Genomic DNA, 19,435 nt, shown 5'->3' with positions numbered 1-19,435 from the left:
GCCGATACTCTGGATGCCGTGGCAATAACGCAAAGCATCCGGACGGCACTGATCGGCGCCGGTCCTCGGGGCACCAGCGTGCTGGAACGGCTGCTCGCCAACTGGGCCCCCGCGGCCCCCGGCGCCACCCTGCAGATCGACGTCATCGACCCCTACCCGGCCGGCCCGGGGCACGTCTGGCGCCCGGAGCAGTCGCGGCTCTACCTGATGAACACCCAGTCGTTCTACCCCACCGTGGTGCCCCAGGATCCCGGTCTCGCGCCCCCGCTGGCCGGCGGGACCTTCGAGCAGTGGCGGCAACGCCAGCGCCAGGACCCCCACGCGGCGCTCAGCGGCGCCGAACGCGAAGAACTCGACGCGCTGGAGGCCACCGGATTCCCCAGCCGCCCGCTGTACGGCCGCTACCTGCGGCACACCCTCGAGGAACTGGTCGCCGCGGCGCCCGAAGGCGTCACTGTTACCTTCCACCGGACGTCCGCGACGGCGATCCGCCCCGTCACAGGTGAGGACGACGCCGGCAGCGGGTTCGACGTCGAGCTCGCCGACGGGACCACGCTGAGGGTCGGGTCGGTGGTGCTGGCCCTGGGCCACCTGGAATCCCGGCTGAACCCCGAACAGCGCGAGCTGCAGGCAGCCGCCGGCGAACTCGGCCTGACCTACCTTCCGCCGGCCGTCCCGGCCGACGTCGACTGGTCCGCCATCCCGGCCGTGCAGCCGGTGCTGGTGCGCGGCATGGGGCTGAACTTCTTCGACGTGATGGGCCAGCTGACCGAGGGCCGGGGCGGGACGTTCCTGACCGCAGACGACGGCGCCGGGCTCACCTACCTGCCCTCGGGCCGGGAACCGTTCATCATCGCCGCGTCCCGCCGGGGCACCCCATACCGGGCCAAGGCCACCCTCTCCGGCTACTACCCGGCCTCGGTCAGCCTCCGGTACCTCACGGAGGAGGCGGTGGGCCGCTTCGCCGCCGCCGGCGTGGTGCCCGCCTTCGACCACGACCTGTGGCCGCTGCTCCACCGCGACGCGGTCTGGGCCTACTACTCCACCCTGGCGCGCTCGCAGCCGGACGCCGTCGCACCCGGCCCGGAACGCTTCCTGGCCCTGCTGGAGGAGGCGCTGCACCCGCACGCGCACTCCACCGCCAGGTGGGAGGACGCCGCCACCGAGGTCATCGAGGCGCACGTGGACCCCGCCTGCCGGCTGGACCTGCTGGGCCTGGCCGCGCCCCTGGCCGGGCGCAGCTTCGCCTCCCGGGCGGAGCTGGACGCGGCCGTGACGGACTACCTGCTCGACGACGCCCGGCGCTCCGCCCTGGGCGAGGACGACCCGGTGAAAATGACCATCGGCGCACTGCACCACGGACGCGCCGTGCTGAAGTCCGTGGTGGCCGACGGCGGCATCACCGACGAGTCCTGGGTGGCCGGGCTGCGCGGCTGGTTCGAGGCCTTCGTGGAGGGCCTGGCCAGCGGCCCGCCCGCCCTGCGCGCCGAGCAGCTCGCGGCGCTGGTCCGCGCCGGTGTGGTCAGCTTTGTCGGCCCCGACCCGAAATTCGGGGTGGACCGCAAGGCCGGCGTGTTCACGGCCGCCTCCCCCTGGGTCGGCGGCGCGGGAGAGACTCCGGGGTCAGCCACGGGCATCGCGCCGACGGAAACCCCGGCCCGGGTCGAGGCATCCGTCCTGGTGGAGGCCCTGGCCCCGGCGAACCGGGTGGGCGTCAACGCCTCGCCCCTGCTCGAACAGCTGCTGGCCGACGGCCTGGTCCGGCCGCGCCTGACTATGACCGCCGAGGGCATCCCGCTGCAGAGCACCGGCCTGGACGTCGTCCCGCACCCGTACCGCCCGGTGGCCGCGAACGGCGCCGTGACGGAAGGGGTCTACGTCCTCGGGCTGCAACTCTCGGCCGCGCAGTGGGGCACCGCGATCGCCGCGGAGGCCCGGCAGGCGCAGGGCCCGGTCTACCGCAGCGGGCAACGGACCCTGCGCGACGCCGACGAGATCGCCCGGGACATCCTCGGCGGCTGAGCCCGGGTCAATCAGAACAGGCATAAACGAAAACAGGCACGCCCCGACCCCGGACCGGCCGGAGGACCCACCGCTTTGGTGGGCCTCCGTTCCGGCCGGGGCGGGGCGTGCCCGTTCGCGCCTGTCAGGGCATCAGCCCCGCAGGCATTTCTGGTACTTCACCCAGGCGATGCCGTACTTGACCCAGCCGGCCAGGTCGTACCACTTGGTCGGCGGCACCGGGGCGGTGCAGACCGGTGCCGGCGGGGCGCCGGCCGCCACCTGCACCGCGGTCTTCACCACGGTGCCGGACTCGACGGCGGTGAGCACCAGGGTGCCGGTGCCCGCTGCCGCGGCCGCGGGCACGGCGAGGTTGACCGAGGCGGCGCCGGCCGAGACCGGGACGGTGCCCAGCGCGGTGACCTTGCCGGCGGCGTCGGTGAATTCGGCCCGCAGCGAGGCGTTGACCGGGCTGCCGAGCGAGGTGAGGTCCAGCTTCGAGACCGCCAGGGTGATGGTTTCTCCGCCCTTGACCTCGGCCGCGGTGGTGTTGACCACGGCCACGGAACGGCGTGCGAAGTCCGGCGAGACGGGGTTGTGAGCCTTCAGGTAGGCGATCCACGCGTCCCGGTCCACCAGCCCGGAGTCCTTCGTGCCGGCGCCGGACTTGAAGATCCGGAAGTTGTCGCCGCCGGTGGCCAGGAAGCTGAACGTGCCGATCCGGTACGACTTCGCCGGGTCGATCAGCGCACCGTTGACCCGGATCGCGGTGATCCGGTCACCCGCGGCGCGGGCGGCGTCGTAGGTGTAGTTGACGTTTTTGGACAGGCCCAGCTGCTGGTAGGCGCGGCTGGGGACCGTGCCGTCCGGGTTGGTCTGCCACTGCTGCTCCAGCAGCGTCTTGAACTGCGCGCCCGTCAGGGTCGTGGTCCAGAGGTTGTTCACGAACGGCAGGACCGCGTTGGCCTCTGCGTAGGTGATTGTGCCGTCCGGGGCGTAGTACAGCTCGTTGCGCAGGCCGCCCGGGTTCACGACGCCGATCTCGGCTCCGCCCAGCTCGGGGGTCTTCAGCGCGTCTACCAGCGAGTCGGCCACGAGGTTGCCCAGGGTGGACTCGCTGCTGCGGTCATCGCGGACTGCGGGGGAGCCGGCGAACGCGGTGGTGATATCCGCGGTGACCCTGCCGACCGGCTGGTTGCCGATCACGGCGGCGTCCGCGACGGCCTTGTCCACGATGGCCTTGACCGCGGCGACCCTCGGGTAGGCGGCGATCAGGTCCGCGGCCGGATCCGTGCTGCGCTTGACGTTGGCCGCCTTGTAACCGGTGACGGACATGGTCTTGGTGTCGATGGTGAGCTGGATCTGGCCGATGAACTCGCCATAGTTGCCGGTCTGGACGATCGGGCGGGTCTTGCCGGTCGGCTGGCCCGCTCCGTCCAGGACCGGTGCATCCCAGGCGTACTGCTTGTGGGTGTGGCCGTTGAAGATCGCGGCCACGTCGGGGCTGACCTTCTGGACCATCGCCGCGAACGGGCCGCCGGCGGCGACTTCCTGCTCCAGGGTGGCGCCCTCGGGCGCTCCGGACCCGGCGCCGTCGTGGTTTTCGACCACGATCACGTCGGCCAGCTTGTCCGCTTTGATCTTCGCTGCGGCCCGGTTGATCGCCGCGACCGGATCGCCGAACTCGAGGTCCGCGATGCCGGCGGGGGTGACCAGTGCCGGGACTTCCTGCGTGACGGTGCCGATCACGGCCACCTTGATGCCGTTCAGCTCCAGCACGGTGTACTCGGGCAGCACCGGCTCGGTGGTGCCCTTCGTGTAGACGTTGGCACCCAGGTACGGGAATTTGGCGTTCGCGCCGCCGGCGATCACGCGGTCACGCAGGTCGGCCCAGCCGCCGTCGAACTCGTGGTTGCCCACGGCCGAGGTGCGCAGTTCCAGGGTGTTGAGCACGTCGATGGTCGGCTGATCCTTTGCCACCGCGGAGGCGAACAGGGAGGCGCCGATGTTGTCGCCGGCGGAGAGGAAAGCGGTGGCGCCGGGGGCGGCGGCAGCGCGGAGCTTCTCGATGGTGCCGGCGAACTGCACGGTGTTGGAGTCGATCCGGCCGTGGAAGTCGTTGATTCCCAGCAAGTTGAGGTCGACGCTGGCCGGGAGGGCAGGGCCGGCCTTCAGGTCCAGGCCCACCACCACGGGGTCGTGGTCGCTGGCGCGGAACTGGTCCGGGGCGTAGTAGTCGGTGACGTTGTTGTTGTAGCGGCTGTACTCCAGCGCCACGGATTCCACCGAGTTGATGTTCCAGATGTCCGCGCCGGTGACGGCCGCATTGGCCGCCGGGGAGGCGAGGATGTGGTCCAGGGAGCCCACCAGTCCGCCGAAGAGGTAGGAGTGCTTGGCGGTGCCGTCGGCGTTCCTGGCCTTCTCGTCCTGGTTGACGTACCCGGCGCCCGTGAGGACGTTGATCGGGTCTTCCTTGGCGTAGGAGTTGAAGTCGCCGATCAGGAAGACCTTGTCCGTGCCCTTGGACTTCTGCAGCTCGTCGGCGAAGGCCAGCAGGGACTGCGCCTGGGCGGTGCGGGCGAGGTTGGAGTTGCCCTGGCCCTTGTCCGTGTCGTCCGGGGTCGCGGCCGAGCCCTTGGACTTGAAGTGGTTGGCGATCGCGATGAACTTCTTGTCGTCGGCGGCCCCGGCAGGCTTGAAGACCTGGGCCAGCGGCTTGCGGGCGCTGGCGAAGGCCTCGGTGTCGTTGAGGATGATGGATTCGCCCACCGGTTCGGCGGCGGCCTTCTTGTAGATGAACGCGGTGCGGATCATGTCCTCGTCGGACAGCGGGGGCGCGTTGGCGGGGGTGCGGACGTAGTCCCAGATGCCGGGGGTGGCCACGTTCAGGGCGTCCACCAGGGTGGACAGGGCGGCGTCGCGGCTCTTGCCGAACTGGGCCGAGTTCTCGACCTCCATCAGGGTGACGACGTCGGCGCCGGACTTGGTGATCGCGGCAACGATCTTGTCCTGCTGACGCTTGAAGTTCTCCGCGTTGGCGGCGCCGCGGACGTTGCAGCCGCCCTGGACGGTGATCGGGTTGCCGGCGCGGTCCTTGTAGAACGTGCAGCCGGACACCTGGTCCCCGGTGGTGGGGAAGTAGTTCAGCACATTGAAGGAGGCCAGCTTGAGGCTACCGCCCACGGCCGCGGGGGCATCGGCGCGGGTGGCGCCGAAGCGGGCCGGCTGGACAGTGGCGGCATTCGCCGGGGTCAGCTGGGTCAGCGGCTGGAACTTCCAGGCGTTGTTGGCGTAGCCCAGGACCACGTTGGTCGTGAACGTCACGGGGGAGCCGACGCGGACCGGGTCTGTGCCGGTCAGGTAGGGCAGCGGCTGCGCCTTGGCGGCGGCGTCCTTGAGGAAGTTGGTGCTGGCGCCGTCGTCGAGCTTGATGCCGCGTTCCGCGTTGGCCGCCACCGTGGCGGTGTACTCGGCGGAGCCGTAGGGTGCGACGGCGGTGGGCTGCTCGAGCGGGGTGGTGCCCCCGGCCAGGCCGATCTCGCCGTACTGGTTCAGCGAGAAGTTGTCCGCCACCGTGACGGGGCCCTGCGGGGTCAGGAGCATGCCCTCGAGGGATTCGCGGAACGCCTCGCTGGCAGGAAGGCTGAAGCCGGTGGCCTTGACCTCCGGGGCGGCCTCGGCCAGCGCGGCGATCCCGGTGGTGCCGGTGACGTTGAGCTGGGTCATGCCGTAGTACTCGGCGACCTCGCCGGTCACCTCGAGGTAGTCGCCGATCTTCACGGAGGCGACGGCGGCGGGTGCATAGACGAAGATGCCGTCGGAGGCGGTGTGGTTGGCCGGGGTCAGGTCACCGCCGGTACCGGGGGTCTGGAGGTAGAAGCCGGAGATCCCGCCGGTGGGGTAGGCGGCGGTGACCTTGCCCCGGGTGGTCGCGGTGGTGCCGGTAAACGGGCTGGCGGCGCCGGTGCCCTGGATCTCGGCGATGGTGCGGTTCACCGGGGGAGTGCCGGGGGCCGGGTCGACGGGAGCGGCGGTGCCGTTGGCCGCGCCGGGGGTGATGACGGCGTTGAGGCCGAAGTCCATCGCGTTGTTGTTGCTGTCCACACCGTTGGCGCGGTTGAGGCTGCGGACATCGCCGGTGCCCGACGGGGCGGCCGCGGCCTGGGTCTCGAAGGTGTTCGAGCTGCCGTAGCCGAGGATGTCCGCGACGCTGGCGGGCTCGATAACCGAGCCGGTGCCCAGCGGATTCAGGGCCGCCGGCTGCTTGGCAAGGATGATGGTGCCGCCGCCGACGGCCGGGTTGAACCCGGTGGCCGTGGCGTCCGCCGCGGGCAGGTCCTGGCCGGTGGCGCCGTTGCTTCCGGCCTTGAGCAGGTAAAACCCCTTGGCCGCGATGGTGCCGGTGAGCGGCGCCGTCGAGCTGGGCGCCCCGGTGCCGGTCGCGGAGCGGTACTGGATGGACCAGCCCTCCAGGGATACGGGTGCGTCAGAGGAGTTGTACAGCTCCACGAACTTGTTCTTGAAGGCGGCTCCGGCGCTGCCGCCGCTGAGGTACGCCTCGTTGATGGTCACCGGCGATGTTCCGGCGGCTGCCGGCGAGACCTCCAGTGCTGCGGCCGGAACGGCTGTCAGCGGGGCGGCGATGAGCCCCGCTGACAGCGCGGTGCCCAGCGCTGTCTTCCATGGTGTGATTTTCATTCGCTCTGACTCTCATGAAGGTGCCCGGGTAAGGGCTGGGTGCGATGTCCGGGGTTGTGGCCCCGCGGACGGGCCGGGCTGCTCCTGGTCAAGCAGGTCCCGGCACAGCAAAACAGGGGTGAATGAACACGGAGTGAATGACGTGAACACTCGGCGGGGCGTTCCCCAGCGAAACGCCCAGCAGCCGGCGCGGAAACCCCACCAAAGGGTGTCTCCGGCGACGGGTGGTGGTTGGTACTACGGTGCGTCCCGGCCTTTCCCCTGGCCCGGACACCCCAAAAGAGTACCGACCACGTTCCGCTGAATCAGCGGGTGGCCGGTGCTGGTTAACGCAATTTTTCCAAAAGATTTACTTAGGGTTGGGACGCCGGGGCGCGCCGGAGGGCCGGCGCTCGCGGTGTGGCGGCCCGGGGTCCCGGGCGGTCAGTCCTCATCGGGGGTTCGGGCGGTCAGTGCTGGTGAGGGGGAGGTCAGTGCCGGCCGGAATTCAGGCGGGCGATCGCGGCGGACAGGACCGTGGCGAAGCCGCACCAGAGCGGGTAAGGGACCAGGGCGACGCCGGCGGTGCGGTTGAGCGCGTAAGTGCGTCGGGCGAGGTCCGCGCTGCTGAGCGCCAGTACCCCGGCCTCGGCCGCGGCCAGCCAAGGCTTCCGGGAGCGCCAGAAGAGCCAGCTCCACCCGGCGTTCAGTGCGAGGTTGGCGGCCAGGGCGGCGCGGTAGGCGCGGATTGCCTTCTGCCGCTCCACGGCTGTGGGTGCGCCGGACGTCCGGGCCGCGCCCGCCGTGGCCTCGTTGCCGTGCGCGCCGGCCGGGCCGTCGCTGTCGAGGGCGACGGCGGAGGTCACCGCGATGTCGGCGTAGAGCGCGGTCCAGACGATCGGGAACGCCAGGGTGGGAGGCTGCCACTCGGGCTTCCGGAGCGTCGTGTACCAGCGGCTTTCCGGGTCCGTGGCCAGCCCGCCCAGGGCGGCAGTTGCCGCGGTGGCGGCGGCGGTCCACACCAGGGTGAGCGCTTTCATTGCGGTTCCTCGTTCCGTTGCTGGCGGCGTGGGACCAGACTAACGCCGCCGCGACGACGGTCAAAGGGAGGGCGCGGGACGACCGGCGTGGCCCCGGCCGGCTCTCCCGCAGCTCCGGGCGGTACCGCCGTCGGGAGCTCAAAGATCCGTTTTAAACCTTTGGGCTGGGCGGTCCATTTTGTTATGGTGTGAGAGGTCATGCAGGCGGCCGCTACCCAATGACGGGAGGGTCTGCCTGATGCGCCTAAACTCGCCGCGGGCCGCCGTCGTCCGCCCCTCTTTCGCCAGCGTCAGGTGCCGTCACGGCCCCTGACCCCTCACTGGAATTCCCCGGACCTGCCGCGCCGTCCGCCCGGCGTCGGGCGTGTTTCGGATATGGGTGCGCCCCGATGCTATTGGGGGATGCATCGGGGCGCTGGTCGAAAGCATATCCCGGGGCGCATTGCAAGTCAAATGACCCGCCGAAGGCCGGTGGAGGAGAGCGGAGTGTGGCCCGCAGTTATTGGGGGCGGGCCACACACCCTCCCCGGGCAGGCTGTCGCGCCGGCTGCGCATTGCGGATTCGCGGCATGCGACGAGAAGGAGGAAGGCTATGACCGAAACTCCCGGCCCCGCCTATGCCAGCGGGGTGAACGCCTCGATTCTGCCGGCCGGAACCTTTGTGATGGACGGGGCCACCCGGTGCATGGCCTGGTCCGATGAGCTGTACGCCATCCACGGCTACAAGCGCGGCGAGGTTGTGCCCACCTTGGCCCTGACCTTGGCACACAAGCACCCGGGGGACCTGCCCCGGATCGAGGCGATCAGCGCGGAACTCTTCGCGCACGGCGGCCACGTGGCCATCTACCACCGCATCATCGACGCCCGATCCCACGAACACCGGGTCCTGACGGCCGGGGAGGCCGTGCTCGACGACGCCGGACGGCTGGCCAGCGTCTCGGGCGTCATGCTGGACCTCACGTCCACCATCCAGTGGGAGACCGAACTTACCGCGCGCGACGCCGTGCGCCGCGCCATGGCGACCAGGGGGACCATCGCCAAGGCGGAGGGAATCCTGATGGGCCGGCTGGGCGTCGGTTCCGACGAGGCGTTCAGGCTGCTCACGTCCTTCAGCAACAACCGGAACGTCAAACTTGCCGGGGTTGCCCAGGCGCTGGTGGCCCTGGCGGACAATTCGGCCGAGGCGCCGGCGCTCGGGGCGATGATCGACGAGCTCAGGCGGCGGGCGTCGGCTCCTGTGGCGAGAGGCGGGCGGCCAGGCCCGACAGCAGGATCGTGAGGCCCTCGTCCAGTTCCGCCTTGCCGTCGTAGTCGATCAGCACGTCAGCCAGGGCCCGGAGGTGGGTGAACTCCCGCGCCGGAAGCTGGTGAAGGCCCAGCCGTAGCAGCGCCTCACTTTCCTCCGGATCCACCACGAACTCCTGCAGCTCGTTGAGGATGTGGCCGTAGAGGTAGCCGTAATATGCGCGGTAGACGTGCAGGGCATCGCTCGCGGCAAAACCGGCCCTCACCAGCAGGGACAGGATCAATTCCAGCGGCCGGAGCGTGCCCGGCGGGCGAAGACCCAGCGGGGTGGACAGCGGCCGGGTCACCAGCAGGGGCACCACATTGGGGTGGCGCAGTGCTACGTCGCGGAGGCTGTGGGCGATGCGCCGCAGGTGCAACTGCCAGTCCTCCGTCTCGGGGACTGCCTCCAGCTCGTCGAATACCAGCTCGGTCACCCCGTCCAGCAGGGCCGCCCGGTTCTCCGCGTAGCGGTACAGGCTCATGGGGTCGCGGCCCAACGCGTGGCCCAGGCGCCGCATGGTGAGGGCGTCCAGACCCTCCTCGTCCACCAGCCGGAGGGCCGTGGTGAGGACCAGTTCCCGGCTCAGCCTCGGCTTAGGGGCGGAGGTCGACGGCGGGGCGGTATGTTCCGCGGGGGTCATGGCGATCCGATCGAGAGGAGCGGGAAGCCGGGGGCCACATCGGTCCCCGGTGCTTAACCCGGCAGGCTTGCTTCGACCCCAGTCTACGCGTACCGTCTACAGTGTAGAGAGGTTGACGCCTTTCACCCGGGCGCCCCGTGCACGGCAGCCCGGTTCAGCCGCTGCAGCCCTCGGCGGCACCACAGCACCCCAGCGGAAATGAGCCAACAATGGCAGATTCGCAGTTTGACCAGTTCCTCCTCGAAGCAACCACTTCTGACAACGCCGCAACGGTCGGCATTGGCCGCGACTGCCTTTACGGCGTCTACACCAGCTGGTGCTTCCTGACCCAGTCCGTTCCGAAGCCCGAAGACGCCTTCTGGGCGGCGATGAAGCAGAAACGCATTCGTCCCGGCCGAACGCCGCTCCGCATCAAGGGCCCGGCAGCCGCGGACTACATCATGTCCACCTACCCCGGGCTGATCTAAGGCACCAGCTGCCCGATCGAGCAGACGGTAGAGACAGAGCAGTAGAAGAAGAGGGCCGCGGGTCCGGCCGAATGGCCGGGCCCGCGGCCCTCTTTCGCGCGTACCGGCCGGTCCGCCGACGGGCGGTATCGCCCTACGGCGCTCCGGTGCACTTATGCGACGGCGGGAACTCCCTGCAGTTCGCGGACTGCGGGCAGTTCCTCGAAGGCGGGCTTGGCGAACCAGTATCCCTGGAAGAGGCGGATGCCGGCCGCCTTCAGCATCAGGTATTCGGCCTCCGTTTCGATGCCTTCGGCCAATACGGTGATGTCGAGTTTCGCGGCGATGGCGACGATCCCGTCCACCACGGCCTGCCGCGCCGGGCTGGTGTCCACGTCGCGCAGCAGCTTCATGTCGATCTTGAGCAGGTCCGGCTGGAAGTCCACCAGCAGACCCAGGCCGGCGTGCCCGGCGCCGAAGTCGTCGATGGCGGTGGTGAAGCCGTGCTTGCGGTATTCGGTGATGATGTTCTGCAGATGCGCGGTGTCGGCGACCTCTTCGTTCTCCGTGAACTCGAACATGATGGCCGACGTCGGGAAGTTGTTCCGCCGGGCCGCGGACAGGGTGGCGCGGAGGCAGGCGGCCGGCTCGTAGACGGCGTTCGGCATGAAGTTGATCGAGAGCATCAGGGGCTCGTCCGCCGGGAACAGGCGGGACGCCAGCTCGATGGCCTTGACCCGGCAGTCCTGGTCAAAGCGGTACTTCTGTTCGGGGGAGACCCGGGATAGAACCGAGTAGGCACCCTCACCGGCGAGCCCGCGCACCAGTGCCTCATAGCCCCATACCCGGCCGGCGACGGCGTCGTAAATGGGCTGAAAAGCCATGCTGAAATCGAAGTCGAGTTTCGAGGCAGTGCTGCAGCCGTCGCAGGTCATAGGGGCGTCCTTTCGTGGCTTAGCTCCACCGTAGGTCCAGCGCCCGTGCGCGCCCCGAAACCGGCCGTCCGCATTTTTCCGTGTCGGAGACGTCCAAACACGCCCAAACCTCGCCCCGGTACGGGAAAAGCCGGTGCCCGCAGCCTCTCAGCTGCGGCCACCGGCCTCTTGGCGCGCCTTAGGGCGCATCCCGCGGAAGGTAAGAGATTCGAACTCTTGGTACGGGGTTACCGCACACTGGTTTTCAAGACCAGCTCCTTCGGCCGCTCGGACAACCTTCCCTCCCGCGTAGTCTTTCATAGTCGGCGGACGGCCACAAAAGTCCTGATGGTCGTCGCCGGTGTCCCCGCCGCGTCCTAGGCTGGGGGAAGCGCACGTACGGCTGGCCGTGGCCGGCGGGCAGGCAAGACATCGGTGAAGAAGCGGAGAACTCCATGAAGGCTGTCTATATCTCAGAGCCCGGCGGACCGGAGGTCCTGGAGGTGCGGGAGGTACCCGCGCCGGTGCCTGGCCCCGGTGAGGTCCTCATCGACGTCGTGGCCGCCGGGCTGAACCGGGCGGATGTTCAGCAGCGCCGCGGGTTCTACCCGCCGCCCCCGGGTGCCTCGGAGATACCCGGGCTGGAGGTCTCGGGCCGGATCGCGGGCTTCGGCCCCGGCGTCACCAAGCCCTTCTCCCAGGGTGACAAGGTGGTGGCGCTGCTGGCGGGCGGCGGCTACGCCGAGCAGGTCGCTGTGCCGGCCGGCCAGGTGCTGCGCATCCCCGACGGCGTCGACCTGGTCACCGCCGCGTCCCTGCCCGAGGTAGCGGCCACCGTGTACTCCAACCTCGTCATGACCGCCCAGCTGCGCGCCGGCGAGACCGTCCTGATTCACGGCGCCACCGGCGGCATCGGAACCATGGCCATCCAACTGGCCAAGGCGCTCGGGGCGCACGTTGCCACCACCGCGGGCACAGACGAGAAGGTGGGAACCGCCAAGGCCTTCCTGGGCGCCGACATCGCGATCAACTATGCCGAGGAGGACTTCCCGGCGAGCCTCAAGGCGCAGAACGGCGGCCACGGGGCGGACGTGATCCTCGACGTCGTCGGGGCCAAGTACCTCTCGAAGAACATCGAGGCACTGGCGGACTACGGCCGGCTGGTGGTGATCGGGCTACAAGGCGGCACCACTGCGGAACTGGACCTGGGGCAGTTGCTGCGCAAGCGCGCCGCGATCATCGCCACCTCGCTTCGGCCCCGGCCGGTGGAGGAAAAGACCGTCATCATGGACGCGGTCCGCGATGCCGTGTGGCCGCTCGTGGTGGACGGGCAGGTCCGGACGCTGGTGGCCAAGACCTTCCCGCTGGACCAGGTCCGGGAAGCCCACCGCTACTTCGACTCCGGAGAGCACATGGGCAAGATCCTGCTGGTCATGTGAGCGGAAACATGCCGTTCCGGGCATAGCACGGCACGCGGCGGCGGACGAATCACGATACTGTAATTCCATGCACGGTATACACGCGTCTTGGGGCGCGTGTATCCCGTCGCCCTGCTAGCGTCGGATACACCATGTCTATCCGCCACAGCCTGCTCGCGCTGCTGCAGGACCGCCCCCGCTACGGCTACCAGCTGCGGACGGAATTCCACGAACGCACCGGCTCCGCCTGGCCGCTGAACATCGGGCAGGTCTACACCACCCTCGACCGCCTCGACCGCGACGGCATGATCTCCCGGGACGGCGACGACGGCGCCGGCCACATTCTCTACAGCCTCACTCCGGCGGGCGCCGATGAGGTACGGACCTGGCTGCGGACCCCGGTGGGGCGCAGCAACCCGCCGCGGAACGAGCTGGCCATCAAACTTGCCCTCGCCCTGACGCTCCCGGGAGCCGACGTCGGCGGAATCATCCAGACCCAGCGGGCCGTGTCCATCCGGGCGCTCCAGGAATACACCAGGGCCCGCCGCGACGCGGCCGCCCAACCGCGGCTTACTGACACCGCCCGCCTGCTGGTGCTCGACTCACTGATCTTCCAGACGGAGGCCGAGGTGCGCTGGCTGGACCTCTGCGAGGCCCGCCTGATGCAGCTCACCGGCCCCGCCTGAGCCGCCGTTGGGCGCGGCGTCCTTACCGTCCGGCGATCGGTGCGGCGCGGCGTCGCTGCCCGGACCCGTGAGGTGCGCCACGTTGGTAAGGTGCCATGGGGCAGGTCTGACCATTGGCCTGTCCGATGGGTTTCTCAAGGAGGAGACATGGGCACCATGCCAGCTGGCAGGCCACAGACCGCTGATCCCGAGGACGGCATCACGCCGGTGCCGGGGCTGCCACCGACGGCCGTCGACGAGACCGTCCGCGAGGCGGAAGAACGAAAGTGGACCCCGGGGAAGATTGCCCTCTGGGCCGCCATCGCCCTGCTGGGCGGCGTCGCCTGGTTCATGCTGGCGATCATCCGCGGCGAAACGGTCAACGCGATCTGGTTCGTGTTCGCCTCCGTCTGCACCTACCTGATCGGGTACCGCTTCTACTCGAAGGTCATCGAGCGGTACATCACCAGGCCCAATGACCGCCGCGCCACCCCGGCCGAATACAAGGCCGACGGCAAGGATTACGTCCGCACGGACCGCAATGTCCTCTTTGGCCACCACTTCGCCGCCATCGCCGGCGCCGGCCCGCTCGTCGGCCCGGTCATCGCCGCGCAGATGGGCTACCTGCCCGGCACCATCTGGATCATCATCGGCGTCGTCCTGGCCGGCGCCGTCCAGGACTATCTGGTCCTCTTCTTCTCCATGCGCCGAGGCGGCCGGTCCCTCGGTCAGATGGCCCGCGAGGAACTCGGCGTCATCGGCGGCACCGCGGCCCTGATCGCCACGCTGCTGATCATGATCATCATCGTCGCGATCCTGGCGCTCGTCGTCGTCAACGCCCTCGGCGAGAGCCCCTGGGGTGTCTTCTCCGTCGGCATGACCATCCCGATCGCCCTGTTCATGGGCGTCTACCTGCGCTACCTCCGGCCCGGCAAGGTCATGGAAGTCTCCATCATCGGCTTCGTGCTCCTGATGGCCGCCATCATCGGCGGCGGCGCCGTCGCCGGCACCGAATGGGGCGCGGCGTTCTTCCACCTGGACAAGGTCACCATCGCCTGGGGCCTGATCATCTACGGCTTCATCGCCGCGATCCTGCCCGTGTGGCTGCTGCTGGCCCCTCGTGACTACCTCTCCACCTTCATGAAGATCGGCGTGATTGTGATGCTGGCCCTGGCCATCATCGTGGTCCGGCCCGAAATCACCGTCCCGGCCTTCAGCGAATTCGCCTCCCGCGATAACGGCCCGGTCTTCTCCGGCGCCGTGTTCCCGTTCCTGTTCGTCACCATCGCCTGCGGTGCCCTCTCCGGCTTCCACGCCCTGATCTCCTCCGGCACCACGCCCAAGCTGATCGAAAAGGAACGCCAGACCCGCCTGATCGGCTACGGCGGCATGCTGATGGAATCCTTCGTCGCGATCATGGCGCTGGTTGCGGCCATCTCGATCGACCGCGGCATCTACTTCGCCATGAACGCCCCGACGGCGCTGACCGGCGGCACCGTGGAAACGGCCGCGCAGTGGGTCAACAGCCTCGGCCTGGCCGGGGTCAACATCACCCCCGACGTACTCGCCCAGACCGCCAAGGACGTGGGGGAGCAGAGCATCATCTCCCGCTCCGGCGGCGCCCCGACGCTGGCCGTCGGCCTGGCCCACATCATGCAGCAGTTCATCGGCGGCACCGCCATGATGGCGTTCTGGTACCACTTCGCCATCATGTTCGAGGCGCTGTTCATCCTCACCGCCGTCGACGCCGGCACCCGCGTGGCCCGCTTCATGCTGCAGGACTCGATCGGCAACTTCGTGCCGAAGTTCAAGGACCACTCCTGGCGGCCCGGTGCGTGGCTGACCACCGCCGTCATGGTGCTGGCCTGGGGCGCCGTGCTGCTGATGGGTGTCACCGACCCGCTGGGCGGCATCAACACGCTGTTCCCGCTGTTCGGCATCGCCAACCAGCTGCTCGCCGCGATCGCCCTCGCCGTCGTGCTGGCCATTGTCGCCAAGCGCGGGACATTCAAGTACCTGTGGATCGTGGCACTCCCGCTGGCCTTCGCGGCCGTCGTGACCATCACCGCCAGCTTCTACAAGATCTTCTCCCCGGTCCCGGCGGTGGGATACTTCGCCCAGAACGCGGCGTTCGCCAAGGCCCTCGCCGACGGCAAAACCTCCTTCGGGACGGCGAAGACGACGGCGGCCATGGAAGCCGTGGTCCGCAACACCATGATCCAGGGCTGGCTTTCGGTGATCTTCGTGGTGCTGAGCATCATCGTCATCATCACCGCCGTGATCGCCGCCGTGAAGGCCTACCGCAACGCCGCCAAGGGCATCGCCAACGTCGAGTACGAGGACCCCGCGCAGCCGTCGCGCGTCTTCGCCCCCGCGGGCGTCTTCCCCACCCCGGCGGAGCGGGAGCTGCAGGCCGAGTGGGACAAGCTGCCCGCCGACCGCCGGCTCGAACACTCCGCGCGGCACTGACGGAGCCGACCATGAATGCGCTCCTCACGGGCCTGCGCGGCTTCGCCGGCTTCTTCAGCGGCGTCCTCGGGGCCGACGCGTACCGCAAATACCTGGAACACCACCGGGACTCCGGGCACGCCGGGCCCCCGCTCACCGAGCGGGAATTCTGGCGGGACCACACGGACCGCCAGGACACCAACCCGCAGGGCCGGTGCTGCTAGGCCCAGGCCTGATCCACGACGGCGCCGCCGGGGAACCCTGCGTTCCCCGGCGGCGCTTTTGCGTGTCCGGGCGTCGTCCCGGCGCATCTTCCGGCATCGTCCGGCGGCGGGCGGCTGTGGGCGAACGCGTGACGTGCCCCGGCGTCATGAAGCCCTACCGAGTCCGGATCCGCGTGAGAGTATGAAGCCATGAGCGAGCCGACCGACGCACAGCCCGGCGAGGACACCCCCGTTGAGGGCATCGCCACCCCCGCGGGCACACCAGAGACCACCCTTCCGGACGGGGCGTCCGGCAGCCAGACCCCCGAGGCGGCCGCACCCGGCCGGCCGCGGGGCAGCCACGTCCAGGACCTGGTGGACGAGCCGGCGAAGGTCATGCGGATCGGGACCATGCTGAAGCAGCTGCTGGACGAGGTGAAGTCCGCCCCGCTGGACGACGCCGCCCGGGTCAGGCTCGCCGAAATCCACGAACGCTCCATCCGTGAGCTTGAGGACGGGCTTGCCCCCGAACTGGTCCAGGAACTGGAACGGATCCACCTGCCCTTCGGCGAGAACGGGGCACCCTCCGACGCGGAGCTGCGCATCGCCCAGGCCCAGCTGGTCGGCTGGCTGGAGGGGCTCTTCCACGGCATCCAGACGGCCATCGCCGCCCAGCACGCCGCCCGCGAACACGCCGCCGCGCAGATGCAGCTGCGCCAGCTGCCGCCCGGCACCATGATCGCACCCGGCGTCATCATCGGCGAGAACGGCGAACCGCAGCGGGCAGCGGAGCCGCGGCCGGGCGCGGATCCGGCCCAGCCAGCGGACCCGGACCACGGCCCGGGCCAGTACCTCTAGGGAGCCATGGGATTCTTCAGCGCCGCACGGCAGGGCCGCAAGGACGACGCCGAACTCGGCAAGGGCCTCTGGCGGCGCGCCCACGACCGCTTCGTCCGCGGCCTGGACCGCTACCACCAGGTGCTCGAAGGCGTCGAGGACGAGACGCTGTACGCGGAACTCGTCGAGATCGCCAACGAACTCTCCGACCTCGCCGTCCGGGTCCGCGCGGTCTGCACGGAGGCCCAGCGCCGCTCGCCCAGCGAGGGCCTGGACATTCCGGGAAACCTCGCCGCGGTACACCGGGCACTGTCGACGGCGGGGAACTCGCTGGCCATGACGGCGGAGGCGGCCGCGATGCTGCGCCTGGCCGTGGGCCCGGTCCCGGTGGGCGCGGCGTCGGTGCGCCGGCGTGCCGAGAACGTCGTTGAACACGTTGAAGACGCCGAACGGCAGCTCGCCGCAGCCTCCTGACGTGGCCCGCCGCCCACGCCACCGCAGGGCGTGCGGATATTCCGGGTTAAGCGGCTAGCTTAGCGGCGCCCGGAACGCTGGTGTCCGGGCCGCGGGCTTGGCAGGATACAACAATGACTTCTTCACCTGAACTGACTTTCAATGACGGCAACACCATCCCTCAGCTCGGTTACGGAGTGTGGCAGGTCGAGGACGACGTCGCGGAAAAGGTCGTAGGCCAGGCCTTCGAGGCCGGCTTCCGCCACATCGACACCGCCAAGATCTACGGAAACGAGGCCGGCGTCGGCCGCGCGATCGCCAGCTCCGGCCTGAAGCCGGAGGAAATCTTCATCACCACCAAGCTGTGGAACTCGGACCAGGGCTACGAATCCACCCTGAAGGCGTTCGAGGAATCCATGGAGCGCCTGGGCCTGGAAACCCTGGACCTGTACCTGATCCACTGGATGCAGCCCAAGCAGCAGAAGTACGTGGACACCTGGAAGGCGCTCATCGAGCTCCAGAAGCAGGGCCGCGTGAAGTCGATCGGCGTCTCCAACTTCTCCAAGGAAGGCCTGCAGGAACTTATCGACGCGACCGGCGTGGTCCCGGCCATCCACCAGATCGAGTTGCACCCGTTCTTCAACCAGGCTGACCTGCGCGAGTTCGGGGCCGCCAACGGCATCCTCACCCAGGCCTGGTCGCCGCTGGGCCAGGGCGGAGAGCTGCTGGAGAGCGCTGTCATCAAGGAGATCGCCGCCAAGCACGATGCCACCCCGGCCCAGGTGGTCATCGCCTGGCACCTGGCCATCGGCAACGTCGTGATCCCCAAGTCCGTCACCGAGTCCCGGATCCGGGAGAACTACGCGGCCCTGGACGTCACCCTGGACGAGACGGACATCAAGGCCATCAACGGCCTGGACCGCACCGCCGAGGGTGCCGGCCGGATCGGCCCCGACCCGGCCGTGTCCGACTTCGCCTAAGCCGCGAAGCCGGCGGAGCCCACCGCCTCGCAAGGCCCCTGCAGGCGTGACCACGTCACGACTGCGGGGGCCTTTGCCGTGCCCGGTGCGCGCTGATCGGCCGGGGCCTGAGCGGCGGGCTTAGGCGGCGGCGCGGGCCGCCGTCGGGCGCACGACGTCGATGACCGCCCAGCCGTCCTCGTCCCGGACCTGGCGGCAGGCGAAACGCTCGGCGGATGCGGCGTCATCAAAGGACTCGGTGCGGATCCGTCCGCAGTCGCCGTCCAGATAGGTGACTTCCCAGTATTCGGCTGCTGATGCCTGTTGCTGTTCCATGGAATTAAGTCTGCAGCCGGCCTCTGACACTCAAGCGGTTAGTCGGCCGGTGTGTCGCCCAACCGCAGGACGCGCTCCCGGGCCAGGCCCTCCCGCCGGCGGTCCCTGTCCGCGGCACGGCCGGCCTGGCGGGCCGCCGTGAGCGCGGACTCCCGTTGCCTTCGGGCCTCCCGCAGGCGTTCTTCCGCCGCCGCGAGTTCCTTGGCCAGCCGCGTCACCTCAGCGGCCAAGGCCTCTGCCTGCTCGGTCGCCTCCTTCTGGGCCGCGGCCGTGCGGTGTTCCTCCCCGCGGCTGCCGCGGGCAGCCCCGGACGCCTCCTTGAGCGCGGCCTGGGCACGCTCCAGCGCGCTGGGTCCGGGTGGCCGCCGTTGTCCCACCGCGCGCAACCGGGGTTCAGTCCGTTCCTCGGCCCCGGCCTTTGCCCCGGCGCCCTCCGCCTTTTTCCCAGCAGGCGGGGGCCCCTTTGCTGCTCCCTCCGGGCCGGCTTTCAGCCCGGTCACGGGACCGGGCGCTCCGGGGACGGCCACGGCGCCGTCGAGGTCCACTACGTCGACGCCGTCCGCGCTCAGGGCGCGCAACAGCCGTCCGCTGCACACCGCGTCGGCCGCGCCCCGGTCCGCCGTCGCCGCCCGCAGCGTCTCCTCGATTTCCGTCGCGATGGCGCCACTGATGGCGCGGCCCTGCTGGGCGGCGGCCTCCCTGGCGGCGTCGACGGCGGCCGCCAGCTGGGTCCGGCGCTCCCGTCCCAGGCTGCGCAGCGCGGCGGCGTCGAGGCTGTCCTGCGCCCGGCGCATCGCGGTCCCCAGCTCCGCCAGGCCGGCGAGCAGCTCGGGCCGCCGGCGTGCCAGCATGTTCACCGCCCAGGCGCTGGCCGAGGGCTTGGGTAGCGTCCGGACCTCCGCCGCCAGGGCGCGGGTCTCCGGGGTGGGCGCCGACGCAGCCAGCAGCTCCTTCGCGGCCTCGGCCCGCGCCGGGACAAACCCGTCGAACGCCGTGCCGTAGAGCTGCGCTGCGATGCCCGCCAGCTGGTCCGTTGACATGCAAGAATCATAGGAGCTCCGGCCCGATCGCCGGGGGCGCGCAGCGCACGTTCACCGTAGGAGAGCCCCC

At 69.8% G+C, this 19,435-nt stretch carries 16 protein-coding genes and 1 tRNA gene; 10 read left to right on the top strand and 7 right to left on the bottom strand.

Annotation, left to right across the window (positions count from 1 at the left end; genetic code table 11):
* The first annotated feature begins 18 nt into the window (after window positions 1-18).
* The gene (locus QWJ39_RS04480; RefSeq protein WP_290256526.1) at window positions 19-2,022 is read left to right on the top strand and encodes an FAD/NAD(P)-binding protein; all 2,004 of its coding nucleotides are present in this window, start codon (window positions 19-21) and stop codon (window positions 2,020-2,022) included.
* 132 nt (window positions 2,023-2,154) lie between these two features.
* On the opposite strand, the gene QWJ39_RS04475 is transcribed toward QWJ39_RS04480, so the two are convergent.
* Both QWJ39_RS04475 and QWJ39_RS04470 read right to left on the bottom strand, forming a co-directional pair.
* Entirely contained in the window at window positions 2,155-6,699 is a 4,545-nt protein-coding gene (locus tag QWJ39_RS04475) for an ExeM/NucH family extracellular endonuclease (RefSeq protein ID WP_290256525.1), read from the bottom strand.
* A 470-nt stretch (window positions 6,700-7,169) separates the two neighbouring features.
* On the bottom strand, window positions 7,170-7,718 hold the full coding sequence (locus QWJ39_RS04470) for a TspO/MBR family protein (protein ID WP_290256524.1): 549 nt from the start codon (window positions 7,716-7,718) through the stop codon (window positions 7,170-7,172).
* 592 nt (window positions 7,719-8,310) lie between these two features.
* Between QWJ39_RS04470 and QWJ39_RS04465 the strand changes: the two genes are divergently transcribed.
* On the top strand, window positions 8,311-8,997 hold the full coding sequence (locus QWJ39_RS04465; RefSeq protein WP_290256523.1) for a PAS and ANTAR domain-containing protein: 687 nt from the start codon (window positions 8,311-8,313) through the stop codon (window positions 8,995-8,997).
* Here QWJ39_RS04465 and QWJ39_RS04460 read toward each other — a convergent pair.
* Window positions 8,933-9,646 carry a TetR/AcrR family transcriptional regulator C-terminal domain-containing protein gene (locus QWJ39_RS04460; RefSeq protein WP_290256522.1) on the bottom strand — a complete coding sequence of 238 codons (714 nt, stop codon included), beginning with the start codon at window positions 9,644-9,646 and terminating at the stop codon, window positions 8,933-8,935. The genes QWJ39_RS04465 and QWJ39_RS04460 overlap by 65 nt on opposite strands.
* Before the next feature lie 209 nt (window positions 9,647-9,855).
* Here QWJ39_RS04460 and QWJ39_RS04455 point away from each other — a divergent pair, with 209 nt between their 5' ends.
* A complete protein-coding gene (locus QWJ39_RS04455; protein WP_290256521.1) occupies window positions 9,856-10,113 on the top strand; it encodes a hypothetical protein in 258 nt (85 codons plus the stop codon).
* A gap of 152 nt (window positions 10,114-10,265) precedes the next feature.
* Here the strand turns inward: QWJ39_RS04455 and QWJ39_RS04450 are convergent, their stop codons facing one another.
* Together QWJ39_RS04450 and QWJ39_RS04445 are read right to left on the bottom strand one after the other, a co-directional pair.
* On the bottom strand, window positions 10,266-10,976 hold the full coding sequence (locus QWJ39_RS04450; RefSeq protein WP_290256520.1) for an EAL domain-containing protein: 711 nt from the start codon (window positions 10,974-10,976) through the stop codon (window positions 10,266-10,268).
* A gap of 244 nt (window positions 10,977-11,220) precedes the next feature.
* Window positions 11,221-11,308 (bottom strand) — tRNA-Ser (locus tag QWJ39_RS04445).
* Between the two features lie 153 nt (window positions 11,309-11,461).
* Here QWJ39_RS04445 and QWJ39_RS04440 point away from each other — a divergent pair.
* From QWJ39_RS04440 to QWJ39_RS04410, 7 genes are all read left to right on the top strand, one after another.
* Window positions 11,462-12,445: an NAD(P)H-quinone oxidoreductase gene (locus QWJ39_RS04440; protein WP_290256519.1), complete on the top strand. Its 984-nt coding sequence runs from the start codon at window positions 11,462-11,464 to the stop codon at window positions 12,443-12,445.
* A 131-nt stretch (window positions 12,446-12,576) separates the two neighbouring features.
* On the top strand, window positions 12,577-13,110 hold the full coding sequence (locus QWJ39_RS04435) for a PadR family transcriptional regulator (protein WP_290256518.1): 534 nt from the start codon (window positions 12,577-12,579) through the stop codon (window positions 13,108-13,110).
* Between the two features lie 147 nt (window positions 13,111-13,257).
* Window positions 13,258-15,558, top strand: a complete 2,301-nt coding sequence (locus QWJ39_RS04430) for a carbon starvation CstA family protein (protein ID WP_290256517.1) — start codon at window positions 13,258-13,260, stop codon at window positions 15,556-15,558.
* Window positions 15,559-15,569: 11 nt separating this feature from the next.
* Window positions 15,570-15,761, top strand: a complete 192-nt coding sequence (locus QWJ39_RS04425; RefSeq protein WP_290256516.1) for a YbdD/YjiX family protein — start codon at window positions 15,570-15,572, stop codon at window positions 15,759-15,761.
* 189 nt (window positions 15,762-15,950) lie between these two features.
* Window positions 15,951-16,598, top strand: coding sequence for a bacterial proteasome activator family protein (locus QWJ39_RS04420; protein WP_290256515.1), 648 nt, complete (start codon window positions 15,951-15,953; stop codon window positions 16,596-16,598).
* A 6-nt stretch (window positions 16,599-16,604) separates the two neighbouring features.
* Window positions 16,605-17,051, top strand: coding sequence for a hypothetical protein (locus QWJ39_RS04415; protein ID WP_290256514.1), 447 nt, complete (start codon window positions 16,605-16,607; stop codon window positions 17,049-17,051).
* Window positions 17,052-17,164: 113 nt separating this feature from the next.
* The gene (locus QWJ39_RS04410) at window positions 17,165-18,010 is read left to right on the top strand and encodes an aldo/keto reductase (RefSeq protein WP_290256513.1); all 846 of its coding nucleotides are present in this window, start codon (window positions 17,165-17,167) and stop codon (window positions 18,008-18,010) included.
* A gap of 120 nt (window positions 18,011-18,130) precedes the next feature.
* On the opposite strand, the gene QWJ39_RS04405 is transcribed toward QWJ39_RS04410, so the two are convergent.
* Both QWJ39_RS04405 and QWJ39_RS04400 read right to left on the bottom strand, forming a co-directional pair.
* Window positions 18,131-18,325, bottom strand: coding sequence for a hypothetical protein (locus tag QWJ39_RS04405; protein ID WP_290256512.1), 195 nt, complete (start codon window positions 18,323-18,325; stop codon window positions 18,131-18,133).
* Between the two features lie 38 nt (window positions 18,326-18,363).
* Window positions 18,364-19,365, bottom strand: a complete 1,002-nt coding sequence (locus tag QWJ39_RS04400) for a hypothetical protein (protein WP_290256511.1) — start codon at window positions 19,363-19,365, stop codon at window positions 18,364-18,366.
* Between the last annotated feature and the right edge of the window lie 70 nt (window positions 19,366-19,435).

It is taken from the genome of Arthrobacter sp. YD4 (assembly GCF_030410515.1).
Taxonomy (GTDB): domain Bacteria; phylum Actinomycetota; class Actinomycetes; order Actinomycetales; family Micrococcaceae; genus Arthrobacter.
Note: the sequence above shows the minus strand (reverse complement) of the source record. Positions and strands in the feature narration are given on the sequence as shown.

Coding starts and splice junctions, on each gene's coding strand:
- QWJ39_RS04475 (WP_290256525.1), bottom strand. CDS start 6,699: ATGAAAATCACACCATGGAAGACAGCGCTGGGCACCGCGCTGTCAGCG.
- QWJ39_RS04470 (WP_290256524.1), bottom strand. CDS start 7,718: ATGAAAGCGCTCACCCTGGTGTGGACCGCCGCCGCCACCGCGGCAACT.
- QWJ39_RS04465 (WP_290256523.1), top strand. CDS start 8,311: ATGACCGAAACTCCCGGCCCCGCCTATGCCAGCGGGGTGAACGCCTCG.
- QWJ39_RS04460 (WP_290256522.1), bottom strand. CDS start 9,646: ATGACCCCCGCGGAACATACCGCCCCGCCGTCGACCTCCGCCCCTAAG.
- QWJ39_RS04455 (WP_290256521.1), top strand. CDS start 9,856: ATGGCAGATTCGCAGTTTGACCAGTTCCTCCTCGAAGCAACCACTTCT.
- QWJ39_RS04450 (WP_290256520.1), bottom strand. CDS start 10,976: ATGGCTTTTCAGCCCATTTACGACGCCGTCGCCGGCCGGGTATGGGGC.
- QWJ39_RS04440 (WP_290256519.1), top strand. CDS start 11,462: ATGAAGGCTGTCTATATCTCAGAGCCCGGCGGACCGGAGGTCCTGGAG.
- QWJ39_RS04435 (WP_290256518.1), top strand. CDS start 12,577: ATGTCTATCCGCCACAGCCTGCTCGCGCTGCTGCAGGACCGCCCCCGC.
- QWJ39_RS04430 (WP_290256517.1), top strand. CDS start 13,258: ATGGGCACCATGCCAGCTGGCAGGCCACAGACCGCTGATCCCGAGGAC.
- QWJ39_RS04425 (WP_290256516.1), top strand. CDS start 15,570: ATGAATGCGCTCCTCACGGGCCTGCGCGGCTTCGCCGGCTTCTTCAGC.
- QWJ39_RS04420 (WP_290256515.1), top strand. CDS start 15,951: ATGAGCGAGCCGACCGACGCACAGCCCGGCGAGGACACCCCCGTTGAG.
- QWJ39_RS04415 (WP_290256514.1), top strand. CDS start 16,605: ATGGGATTCTTCAGCGCCGCACGGCAGGGCCGCAAGGACGACGCCGAA.
- QWJ39_RS04410 (WP_290256513.1), top strand. CDS start 17,165: ATGACTTCTTCACCTGAACTGACTTTCAATGACGGCAACACCATCCCT.
- QWJ39_RS04405 (WP_290256512.1), bottom strand. CDS start 18,325: ATGGAACAGCAACAGGCATCAGCAGCCGAATACTGGGAAGTCACCTAT.
- QWJ39_RS04400 (WP_290256511.1), bottom strand. CDS start 19,365: ATGTCAACGGACCAGCTGGCGGGCATCGCAGCGCAGCTCTACGGCACG.